A 10,842-nucleotide genomic window follows, 5' to 3' on the forward strand; every position below is an offset into this window, starting at 1 on the left:
GTCTGGCTCGACGCCACGAGGATCGCCGCGATCGCGCTCGCCGTGGTGGCCGGTGGGCTGCTCGTCGGCGCCGTCACCCGCCGGGGACACGGACTGCTGGTCGTCGCCGGCCCGCTCGCCGGCTTCGTCCTGCTCGCCTCCCTGGTCCAGGTGCCCGACGGCGGCTGGGAGGGCACCGGGGAACAGCTGATCGAGATCACCGACCCCGCCCAGTTGGACGCCCCGATCAACCACCAGATCGGCAGCATCACCGTGGACATGCGTGAGCTGGAGTTGGACCGCGACCGCAGCTACAGCATCGCCAACAACGTCGGTGAGGTGCAGGTGCTGCTGCCCGACGGGGTCGCCGTGACCACGAACTGCACCACCGACCTCGGGAGCACGGACTGCCCGACCGGCCTGTCCGGCGATGCCTCCGGCCCCGTCCTGACCCTCAGCGTGTACACCGGCGTCGGCAGCATCGTGGTGACGCCGTGAACGCCCGGCCCGACGACGATCAGACCGACCCCACCGAACCGCAACCCACCGGGAGCACCGAGATGACCAGCCACGACCTGCACTCCGACACCACCACCCGCCCCGACCAGCCGCTCCACGACCCGCTCCCCTACGGCACCGGCTTCACCGACCCGCAGGGGTTCGGGTACGGCGTCGCCCCCGCGTACGCGGCCCCCACCGGGTACGGCGCCTCCCCCGGGTACGGGGTCGCCTACGAGCCCGAGCCCGCGACGGACGCGGTGGCGCGGCGCGAGGGCTCCGGATCGCCGGTGCTCGCCGTGGCCGGGCTGCTCTCGCTGGGGGTCGCCGTGTGGGCGACCCTGGGCGCACCGGTGATCACGACGACCGTGGTGATCACCGCGTCACTGGTACTGCTGGTCCTGGTCGGTCTGGCGATGGTCATCCGCCGCTGACCCCGTCGAAGCCGGGGGCAGATCCGTCAGAGCCGGGCCCGACTCACTCCCACTCGATGGTGCCCGGCGGCTTGCTGGTCACGTCCAGCACGACCCGGTTGACGTCCGGGACCTCGTTGGTGATCCGGTTGGAGATCAGCGCGAGCGTCTCGTACGGCACGCGCGTCCAGTCCGCGGTCATGGCGTCCTCGGAGCTCACCGGTCGCAGCACGATCGGGTGGCCGTAGGTGCGACCGTCGCCCTGGACGCCCACGGAGCGCACGTCGGCCAGCAGCACGACCGGGCACTGCCACACCGAGGCGTCGAGCCCGGCGGCGGTCATCTCCTCGCGCGCGATCGCGTCCGCCGCGCGCAGGGTCTCGAGCCGGTCCTTGTCGACCGCTCCGACGATCCTGATGGCCAGGCCCGGCCCGGGGAAGGGGTGCCGGCCGACGATCGCCTCCGGCAGCCCGAGTTCCCGACCCACGGCGCGGACCTCGTCCTTGAACAGCAGGCGCAGCGGCTCCACGAGGGAGAACTCGATGTCGTCCGGCAGGCCGCCCACGTTGTGGTGGCTCTTGATGTTGGCCGTCCCCGCACCCCCGCCGGACTCGACGACGTCCGGGTAGAGGGTCCCCTGGACGAGGAAATCCACCGAGGCGTCCACGCCGTCCCCGGACTCCTGGAGTTCGAGGGCCTGCGTCACAGCCCGCTCGAACGACCGGATGAACTCGCGACCGATGATCTTCCGCTTGGTCTCGGGGTCGCTGACACCGGCGAGGTGGCCGAGGTAGATCTCCGAATCGTCGAGCGTGATGAGGCGGGCTCCGGTGGCGGCCACGAAGTCGTTCTCCACCTGCTCCCGCTCCCCCGCGCGCAGCAGCCCGTGGTCGACGAACACGCAGGTGAGCCGGTCACCGATCGCCCGCTGGACCAGCGCGGCCGCCACGGCGGAGTCCACGCCGCCGGACAGACCGCAGATCGCGCGGCCCTCGCCGATCTGGTCGCGGACGGCCTCCACGAGCTGCTCCGCGATGTTGGACGCGGTCCACGTCGGTTGCAGGCCCGCGATCTCGGTGAGGAAGCGGGTGAGCACCTGCTGCCCGTGGGGCGAGTGCAGGACCTCGGGGTGGTACTGGACGCCGGCCATCCGTCGATCGACGCACTCGAACGCCGCGACCGGGGCGCCGGCGGACGAGGCGGTCACGGTGAATCCCTCGGGCGCCGACGTGACCGCGTCGCCGTGACTCATCCACACCGGGTGGGTCGCGGGAAGTCCTGCGTGCAGCACCCCACCGGACACGCCCACCTCGGTGCGCCCGTACTCGCGGTTGCCGGTGTGCACGACCTCGCCCCCCAGCGCACCCGCCATGGACTGGAAGCCGTAACAGATGCCGAAGACCGGCAACCCGAGCTCGAGCACGGCCGGGTCGAGCGCAGGGGCACCGTCGGCGTAGACACTGGCCGGCCCCCCGGACAGGATCAGGGCGACCGGGTCCTTGTCCCGGATCTCCTCCACCGTCGCGGTGTGCGGGATCACCTCGGAGTAGATCCGCGCCTCGCGCACCCGTCGCGCGATGAGCTGCGCGTACTGGGCGCCGAAGTCCACGACGAGCACCGGCCGCGGCGGGGCGGGGGCTCCTGTCGTTCCGGCGGTGATCTGGGAGTCGGTCTGTGCGTTCTCGGCCACGGACCAGAGTCTAGGCCCCGTGGCCACTCCGCCGAACTCGGCCACTTTCGCCCCCGGGGTGTTCACAATGGAGCGCATCACGGCCGAGGCGTGTGGCCGACACCATCAATGGGGGGACACCGATGGAGAGGATGACCGGCTTCGACGCGAGCCTGCTGTACCTGGAGACCTCGCAACAGAAGCTCGTGGTGGGCGGGATCCTCGTCGTCGACGTCTCCGGACTGGAGTTCGAGTACTCCTTCGAGCGGCTCCGGACGGAGCTCGCACGGCGCGTCAAGGAGATCCCCGAGTTCCGCCGCAAGATCTACGACTCCCTTCTCAATCTCGGGCACCCCGCGTGGGTGGAGGAGTACGACCTCGACGTGACCGAGCACGTCCGTCGCGTCGAGGTGGACGCCCCGGGTGACGAGAACGCCGTGTTCGAGATGTGCGGGACCATCAGCAGTCGCCCGCTCGACCGGTCGAAGCCGCTCTGGGAGATGTGGGTGCTCGAGGGGTTGTCCGCGCCGGACACCGTGGCCGTCTTCTTCCGCGCCCACCACGCACTGCTCGACGGCACGAGCAGCGCCGCGATCCTGCGCAAGCTCAGTGCCGCGGGGCAGAAGCCCTCCTCCCGCGACCTGGACCTCGTGCGGATCCAGGCCGGTGGCGCCAACCCGATCCAATTGGTCACCGGTGGGCTGTGGGACTTCTACGTGCGACGCCCACTCACCATCGCGCGCCTGCTCCCCGAGGCCGCGATGCTACCGCTCCGACTGCGCAGGGCGACGGCGGAGAAGAAGGCCGGGCAGGAGGAGACCGTGGTGGAGAGGCCGGACCTCACCGAGGAGGCCGGCGACGTCCCGATCCCCAGGGCTGCGCCGTTCACCGCCCCGAGGACCCGGTTCAACGCGACGATCACCCCGCACCGGGCGGTCTGGGGCACCACGCTCGACATGTCGGAGATGAAGGAGGTCAAGACCGCCTTCGGGGTGACCGTCAACGACGTGTTCCTGTCCGTGGTGGGCGGCGGACTCCGTCGATACCTGCGATTCCACGACGATCTCCCCGAGAAGCCACTCATCGCCGTGGTCCCCGTCTCCACCCGGGGGACGACGGGCCCCAGGGCAACAACAGGGTGACCGTGTTGTTCGCCTCCCTGGGGACCGACATCCAGGATCCGCTCGAGCGTCTGCGGGCGGTGTCCGCGCGCACCCGACGGGGCAAGAAGCAGACGAAGAGCGGGATGCGCCCGGACTTCATCCAGGACCTGGCGAACCTGGCCCCGGCCGCGCCCCTGTCTCTGCTCATGCGCCTGTACGGCGACTTCAACCTCGCCGATCTGCACCCGGTCGTGCACAACCTCACCGTCTCCAACTTCCCCGGCCCCAGGAGAAAGCTGAACTTCCTCGGCGCGCGGGTCAAGCACATGTATCCGCTGGGTCCGCTGATGCACGGCTCCGGATTGTCCGTCACCGCCATGTCCCTGGGCGGCCAGCTGGACGTGGGGATCAACGCGTGCGAGCACCTCGTGCCCGACCCCGAACTGTTCGCCACCGGGCTGAGGGAATCGATGGACCGCCTGCTCGAACTGACCCGGGAGACGGCGGCCGGGGCCGAGGACACCGGGACGAACCAACCGGGGTCCACGACGACCGAGGAGGGGTGACCCGTGGAACGGATGAGCGGCCTCGACGCCAGCTTCCTGTACCTCGAGACCGACGAGCAGATGATGGTGATCAACGGGGTGGTCCACCTCGACGTCTCCACCATCTCCGAGGGGTACTCCTTCGAGCGACTCCGGTCCGGACTCGCCCGGCGGGTCAAGTCCGTCCCCCCGTTCCGGCGCAGGATCCATGACTCCCGCCTCAACCTGGGACACCCGGCATGGGTGGAGGACTTCGACTTCGACATCACTCGTCACGTCCACCGGATCACGCTCGGTCCGGACGGCAGCGAGGACGACCTTCTGGCCACGTGCGGGGGGCTCGCCTCCACGCCGCTCGACCGCTCCCACCCGCTGTGGCAGGTGTGGATCATCGAGCGGGGTGATCCGGCAACTCCCGCCGTCACCGCGTTCTGCCGGGTCCACCACGCGCTCATCGACGGCATGCTCGGCGCCGAGATGCTCGCCACCCTCGCCGCCACTGACGCCTCCACGCCCACCCAGGATCCCGAACTCGTCCGTACCCACGTCGGCCGCGCCAACACCGTCCAGCTCATCGCCGGGGGCGCGCGGGACCTGATCGGCAGACCCCTGGCGTTCCTCCGCCTCCTGCCCGAGACGCTGTCCGTACCGATGGCGATGAAGCGGGCCCGGGGCCGGTCGGGCGGCGGCCCGTCCATGCCCGCCCCCTTCACGGCGCCGCGGACCCTGTTCAACCGCTCCCTCACCCCGCACCGCGCGGTGGCCACCGTGACACTCGACCTGGGGGCCGTCAAGCAGGTCACCGCGCGACTCGGCGGCACGGTCAACGACGTCCTGCTCACCGTGGTCGGCGGCGCGGTCCGGTCCTACCTCGAGGACCGGGGTGGCGCCCCCACTTCCTCGATGGTCGCGATCGTCCCCATGTCCACCCGCGCGGATCTGGCGACCGGCGGCGCGAACCAGGTCTCGGCGATGTTCGCCTCCCTCGCCACGGATCTGCCCGATCCGCTCGATCGCCACCACCGGATAGTCTCCGCGTCGGCGACCGCAAAGGAGCAGGCCGGGAGTATCCGGCCGACCCTGTTGGACAACTGGGGACGGATGAGCCCCCGCGGTCTCCTCGACGTGGGCATGCGGCTGTACGAGGCGCTCAGACTCGCCGACGTCCACCCGGTGATCTACAACCTGATCATCTCCAACGTGCCCGGACCCCGGAAGCCGCTCTACTTCCTCGGCGCACGGATCACCCACATGCACCCCTTCGGCCCGCTGCTACACGGTGCGGGGCTGTCGGTGACCGGTGTGTCGATCGACGGCCACATCGACCTGGGCGTGATCTCGTGCGAGCACCTCGTGCCCGACCCGGACGTGATCGCCCGTGGGATCGGGGCCGGGCTCGAGGAACTGCTCGAGCTCACGCGCGAGCGGGAGCACCCCCACTAGAGACCCCGACGATCGGCAGACGCAGCGCGCCGGGCGCCGCCTCCGGGACGATCGGCGACACGGGAGCCACCGGGGTCACGCGCTGGTAGGGCTCGCCCTGCGCGGGCCGGGGGTCCGCCTCGCCCTTGTTGGGCCACAGCGACATGGCCCGCTCGGCCTGCGCGGTGATGCTCAACGCGGGGTTCACACCGAGGTTCGCGGAGATCGCGGACCCGTCCACGATGTGCATCGTCGGGTAGTTCCACACCCGGTGGTAGGGGTCCACGACGCCGTTCTCGGGCGAGTCGGAGATCGCACATCCTCCCAGGAAGTGGGCGGTGAGCGGCATGTTCGCGATCTCGCCCCAGGTCCCGCCGGCCAGGCCGCCGATGTTCTCGGCGATCCGCCTGGTGGCCTCGTTTCCGGCGGGGATCCAGGTCGGATTGGGCTCGCCGTGGCCCTGCTTGCTGGTGACGTACCGGAACGGCCCGCGTCGCTTGACCGAGGTCTCCAGCGAGTTGTCGAGGTTCTGCATGACCAGGGCGATCACCGACCGCTGGCTCCACCGCCGCAGGTAGAACAGCTGCAGGAACATGCTCGGCTTGCGCCGGACCTCGTTGACCAGGGTGCGCCACCGCGGGAGCGGTCCGTCACCGTCCGTGAGCAGGGTCTGCAGGATCGCGATGGCGTTGGAGCCCTTGCCGTAGCGGACGGGCTCGATGTGGGTGTCGGACCGGGGATGGAAGGACGACGTGATGGCCACGCCCTCCGAGAAGTCCTGTTCCGGAAGGTAGTTGGGGCGCATCGCCCCGAGGATCGATTCGGAGTTGGTGCGGGTGAGCTTCCCGAGCGCGCCCGAGAGCCGGGGCAACGAGCCGTCGTCCTTGGCGTAGTGCAGCAGGTGCTGGGTACCCCAGGTGCCTGCCGCCATCACCACGTGCGAGGCGGTCACGGTGGTGACGCGCTTACCCCACCTGGTCCAGGCGCCGGTGCGCTCGAGCGTCACCTCCCACGTGCCGTCGGTCCGCTCGGTCACGCCGCTGACGGTCGTACGGTCGAGCACCCGGGCCCCTGCCCGCTCGGCCAGGCCGAGGTAGTTCTTGAGCAGGGTGTTCTTGGCCCCGTGCCGGCAGCCGGTCATGCACTCGCCGCACTCGATGCAGGCGGTCCGATCCGGGCCCGCGCCCCCGAAGTACGGGTCCCGGACGGTCTCGCCGGGCTTGCCCTCTCCCCCGGTCTTCTCCCCGAAGAACACCCCGACCGGCGTGTAGACGAAGGTGTCCTCGGCGCCCATGTCGCGGGCGACGGACTTCATGACCTCGTCGGAGTGGGTGTGGGTGGGGTTGGTGACCACTCCGAGCATGCGGCGTCCCTGGTCGTAGAACGGCGTGAGCTCGTCCTCCCAGTCGGTGATATGACCCCACTGCCGGTCCTTGAAGAACGGTGAGGTGGGCTTGTAGAGGGTGTTGGCGTAGTTGAGCGAGCCGCCGCCGACGCCCGCCCCGGCGAGGACCATGACGTCACGGAGCAGGTGCACGCGCTGGAGGCCGAACAGCTTCAGCTTGGGCGCCCAGACGTACCGGTTGAGCCGCCACGACGTCTTGGGGAAGTCCGAGTCCTCGAACCGGCGACCGGCCTCGACCACCGTGACGCGGTACCCCTTCTCCGACAGGCGCAGGGCCGTGACGCTACCGCCGAACCCGGACCCGATGACGAGGACATCCGTGTCGGGGCTCGAGGTGGAGGCGGTGGACGAGGCCGACGGCGTGGGTGACGTCATGGTGGGGCTCCCTGGTGGTCGAGGTGTAGGTCACAGTACCCGAGCACCAAGAACCTACCCGACAGTAGCTCCCGTTTTGTCCACCGCGTCAGGGGCGGACGGACAGGTCCACCTTCTGGAATCCCTTGACGTCCGAGTACCCGCACTTGGCCATCGCGCGACGGAGGCCACCCATGAGGTTCCGGGTTCCGTCCGGGACGCTCGTCGGCCCCTCCAGGACCTCTGCCAGGGGCGCCAGGGCCGTCTCGTCGTCGATCTCCGCCACGTGTCCACGGGGGACCTTGGGATGGGCGGACACGGCGTCCCAGTACACACCCCGCCCCGGGGACTCCAACGACCCGGCCAGCAACGGACCCAACACCACGGCGTCGGCGCCACACGCCACCGCACGGGCGATGTCACCCGAGGTGTAGATGTCGCCGTCGGCCAGTACGTGCACGTACCGGCCCCCCGTCTCGTCCAGGTAGTCGCGTCGCGCGGCCGCCGCGTCGGCGATCGCGGTGGCCATGTGGACCTCCATCCCGAGCACGGAACCCGTGGTGGTGACCCCCTCGACGCCGCCGTAACCCACGATCACACCGGCCGCACCCGTGCGCATGAGATGCAGGGCGGTCTTGTAGTCCACCACGCCGCCGGCGATCACCGGCACGTCGAGCTCGTGGATGAAGTCCTTGAGGTTCAGCGGCTCGTCCTCGCCGCTCACGTGTTCGGCGGAGATGATGGTGCCCTGGACGACGAGCAGGTCGATCCCGGCCGCGACCAGACCGGGCGTGAGGTCGCGCGCGTGCTGGGGGGACACCCGGACCGCGACCGTGCCGCCCTCGTCCCGGATCCGCCGGACCGCCGCCGCGAGCAGCTCGCGGTCGATCGGGGCGCGGTGCAGCTCCTGGAGACGCGCCACGGCCCGGTGGCCGGTCACGTCCTCGAGAGCGAGCTCGCGCAGCTCGGCGATCGCGGCCTCCGGATCCTGGTGGCGCGCCCACAGGCCCTCTCCGTTGAGGACGGCCAGGCCACCGAGCCTCGAGAACTCCACCGCCGACTCGGGTGAGACCACCGCGTCGGTCGGGTGGGTCATCACGGGCAGGTCCATCTGATAGGCGTCGATCTGCCAGGCCGTCGACACCTCCTTGGAGCTGCGGGTGCGTCGGGAGGGGACGATGTCCACCTCGCCGAGCCCGTACATCCGTCGGGCCTCACGGCCCATTCCGATCTCCACGACGTTGCGCACGCGCCCTCAGTCCTTGACGTTGTAGTTGGGGGCCTCGACGGTCATCTGGATCGCGTGGGGGTGGCTCTCCTTGAGCCCCGCCGCCGTGATCTGGACGAACTGGGCGCGGTTCATGTCCGGGATCGTGGCCGATCCCGTGTACCCCATCCCCGCGCGCAGTCCACCGGTGAGCTGGTGCAGGACCTGCGCGACGTCGCCGCGGTACGGCACCCGTCCCTCGATACCCTCGGGGACGAGCTTCTCCTCGGACAGCACGTCGTCCTGGAAGTAGCGGTCCTTGGAGAACGACTTCTCCTGCCCCGGCTTGCCCCGGCCGCGCATCGCGCCGACCGACCCCATCCCCCGGTAGACCTTGTACTGCTTGCCGTCCACGAAGATCAGCTCCCCGGGCGACTCCGTGCAGCCCGCGAGCAGCGAACCGAACATGCACGCCGACGCCCCGGCCGCGATCGCCTTGGCCACGTCCCCCGAGTACTGCATTCCGCCGTCGGCGATCACGGGGACGCCCGCGGCGTGGGCCGCCACGGAGGCCTCGAGGATCGCGGTGATCTGCGGGGCCCCCACCCCCGCGACGACGCGGGTGGTGCAGATGGAGCCGGGACCGATGCCGACCTTGATCGCGTCCGCGCCCGCATCGATCATGGCCTGGGCCGCGCCGCGGGTGGCGAGGTTGCCGCCGATCACCTGGACGCGGTCGCCGAGCTCACGCTTGACGCGGGCGACCATCTCGAGTGCGTTGCGGTTGTGGGCGTGGGCGGTGTCGACGACGAGGACGTCCACACCGGCGTCGGTGAGGGTCCCGGCGCGCTGCCAGGCGTCCTCGCCGGTCCCGATCGCCGCGGCCACGCGCAGTCGACCGTCGGAGTCCTTGGTGGCGTCCGGGTGCTTCTCGGTCTTCACGAAGTCCTTGACCGTGATGAGCCCGGTGAGGCGACCGTCGCCGTCCACGATCGGCAGCTTCTCGATCTTGTGGCGTCGCAGGAGTCCGAGGGCGGCCTCCGCCGTGACACCCTCCCGCGCGACGACGAGCGGTGCGCGGGTCATGACCTCGTCGACCCGACGCGACTTGTCCACCTCGAAACGCATGTCCCGGTTGGTGATGATGCCCACGAGTTCGCCCCGCTCGTCGGTCACCGGCAGGCCGGAGATCCGGTAACGGGCGCACATCTCGTCGACCTCGGCGAGGGTGTTGGCGGGAGCACAGGTGACCGGGTCGGTGACCATGCCCGCCTCCGACCGCTTGACCGTGTCCACCTGGGCCGCCTGGTCGGCCACGGAGAGGTTGCGGTGCAGCACCCCGATCCCGCCCTGGCGGGCCATGGAGATGGCCATCCGGGCCTCGGTGACGGTGTCCATCGCGGACGACACCAGCGGCACCCGCAACGTGATGTCCCGGGTGAGCCGGGTGCTCGTGTCGACCTCACTGGGGACCACCTCGGAGGCGGCCGGGAGCAGCAGCACGTCGTCGAAGGTCAGGCCCACCATGGCGACCTTGGTGGGATCGTCGCCGCCGGTGCGCACGGGGCCTCGCGACTCGCTCATCTGCCGTCCTCCTGGGGGTCGTCTGGGTCTGGAGTCCGAGGATAGTGCGTCCGGGGTCCCGGGCTCGAACCGTCGGCCCCGCCAGGTGGTGCCCACGGGTACGGTGGGAGCGTGAACGATCCCCTACGGCACGGAATGCCGCCCGACCCGTTCGCCGGCGATCCGGACGATCCGACCTCGGAACTGGCCGGGCTCGACCCCGTGGACGACGGCATCCCCTCCGGGCCGCTCGACGCGGAGGAACGCCGTGCGATCGAGGAGGACCTCGCCGATCTCGCGGAGTTCCGCGAACTCCTGGCCCCCACCGGCGTCAAGGGGGTGGCCGTGCAGTGCGAGGACTGCGCGGAGGAGCACTACCACGAGTGGGACATGCTCCGCGCCAACCTCATGCAGCTCCTGGAGGACGGCTCACTCCTGCCCCACGAGCCCGCGTTCGACCCCATCCCGGACGACTACGTCTCGTGGGACTACTGCCGCGGATACGCCGACGCGGTGCGCACGATGCGCCCGCGTCGTCTCTACTGGCGTCGCTGACCCGCCGGGCCGCGGCCACGACCGGTCCGCGACCACTGGGGTCCGCAATTACCTCCCCGTTCCGCCCCACCGGGGAGGGGGTCAGTTGGTGGGCTGGGTGGTCGCCGGAGCGCTGGTGGCCGCAGGCCC

General features: G+C 70.5%; 9 protein-coding genes and 1 pseudogene. 6 read left to right on the plus strand and 4 right to left on the minus strand.

Features of this window, described 5'->3' with window-relative positions:
* A pseudogene (locus G6020_RS00915) lies at positions 1 to 477 on the plus strand (hypothetical protein); the annotation flags it as partial.
* The gene (locus G6020_RS00920) at positions 474 to 911 is read left to right on the plus strand and encodes a hypothetical protein (RefSeq protein WP_182609352.1); all 438 of its coding nucleotides are present in this window, start codon (positions 474 to 476) and stop codon (positions 909 to 911) included. The pseudogene G6020_RS00915 and the gene G6020_RS00920, both read left to right, overlap by 4 nt.
* 43 nt (positions 912 to 954) lie before the next feature.
* Here the strand turns inward: G6020_RS00920 and guaA are convergent, their stop codons facing one another.
* Positions 955 to 2,550: a glutamine-hydrolyzing GMP synthase gene (gene guaA, locus G6020_RS00925; protein ID WP_182609356.1), complete on the minus strand. Its 1,596-nt coding sequence runs from the start codon at positions 2,548 to 2,550 to the stop codon at positions 955 to 957.
* Positions 2,551 to 2,711: 161 nt separating this feature from the next.
* On the opposite strand from guaA, the gene G6020_RS00930 reads away from it, so the two are divergent.
* Genes G6020_RS00930 through G6020_RS00935 form a run of 3 tightly spaced genes read left to right on the plus strand, consistent with a single transcriptional unit; the run spans position 2,712 to position 5,650 of the window.
* Positions 2,712 to 3,701 (plus strand): wax ester/triacylglycerol synthase domain-containing protein, encoded by a 990-nt coding sequence (locus G6020_RS00930; protein ID WP_241730607.1) that lies wholly within the window; start codon positions 2,712 to 2,714, stop codon positions 3,699 to 3,701.
* Positions 3,698 to 4,228 (plus strand): WSD1 family O-acyltransferase, encoded by a 531-nt coding sequence (locus G6020_RS16820; protein ID WP_338404169.1) that lies wholly within the window; start codon positions 3,698 to 3,700, stop codon positions 4,226 to 4,228. The genes G6020_RS00930 and G6020_RS16820 overlap by 4 nt, the downstream gene beginning before the upstream one ends.
* Before the next feature lie 12 nt (positions 4,229 to 4,240).
* Positions 4,241 to 5,650 carry a wax ester/triacylglycerol synthase family O-acyltransferase gene (locus G6020_RS00935; protein WP_241732514.1) on the plus strand — a complete coding sequence of 470 codons (1,410 nt, stop codon included), beginning with the start codon at positions 4,241 to 4,243 and terminating at the stop codon, positions 5,648 to 5,650.
* Here G6020_RS00935 and G6020_RS00940 read toward each other — a convergent pair.
* The 3 genes from G6020_RS00940 to guaB form a co-directional block, all read right to left on the minus strand.
* A complete protein-coding gene (locus tag G6020_RS00940) occupies positions 5,622 to 7,409 on the minus strand; it encodes a GMC family oxidoreductase (RefSeq protein ID WP_182609354.1) in 1,788 nt (595 codons plus the stop codon). The genes G6020_RS00935 and G6020_RS00940 overlap by 29 nt on opposite strands.
* Positions 7,410 to 7,497: 88 nt before the next feature.
* Entirely contained in the window at positions 7,498 to 8,637 is a 1,140-nt protein-coding gene (locus G6020_RS00945; RefSeq protein WP_179524693.1) for a GuaB3 family IMP dehydrogenase-related protein, read from the minus strand.
* 6 nt (positions 8,638 to 8,643) lie between these two features.
* Positions 8,644 to 10,179, minus strand: coding sequence for an IMP dehydrogenase (gene guaB / locus G6020_RS00950; RefSeq protein WP_182609355.1), 1,536 nt, complete (start codon positions 10,177 to 10,179; stop codon positions 8,644 to 8,646).
* A 135-nt stretch (positions 10,180 to 10,314) separates the two neighbouring features.
* Between guaB and G6020_RS00955 the strand changes: the two genes are divergently transcribed.
* Complete coding sequence (locus tag G6020_RS00955; protein ID WP_179526160.1) at positions 10,315 to 10,713, plus strand: DUF5319 domain-containing protein; 399 nt, start codon at positions 10,315 to 10,317, stop codon at positions 10,711 to 10,713.
* Positions 10,714 to 10,842: the final 129 nt, after the last annotated feature.

Origin of the sequence: Dietzia sp. B19 (genome assembly GCF_014145155.1) — a bacterium.
GTDB lineage: Bacteria > Actinomycetota > Actinomycetes > Mycobacteriales > Mycobacteriaceae > Dietzia > Dietzia natronolimnaea.

Excerpts from the sequence above, each read along its gene's own strand:
- guaB (WP_182609355.1), bottom strand. The coding sequence starts at position 10,179 with ATGAGCGAGTCGCGAGGCCCCGTGCGCACCGGCGGCGACGATCCCACC.
- G6020_RS00935 (WP_241732514.1), top strand. The coding sequence starts at position 4,241 with ATGAGCGGCCTCGACGCCAGCTTCCTGTACCTCGAGACCGACGAGCAG.
- G6020_RS00955 (WP_179526160.1), top strand. The coding sequence starts at position 10,315 with ATGCCGCCCGACCCGTTCGCCGGCGATCCGGACGATCCGACCTCGGAA.
- G6020_RS00930 (WP_241730607.1), top strand. The coding sequence starts at position 2,712 with ATGACCGGCTTCGACGCGAGCCTGCTGTACCTGGAGACCTCGCAACAG.
- G6020_RS00940 (WP_182609354.1), bottom strand. The coding sequence starts at position 7,409 with ATGACGTCACCCACGCCGTCGGCCTCGTCCACCGCCTCCACCTCGAGC.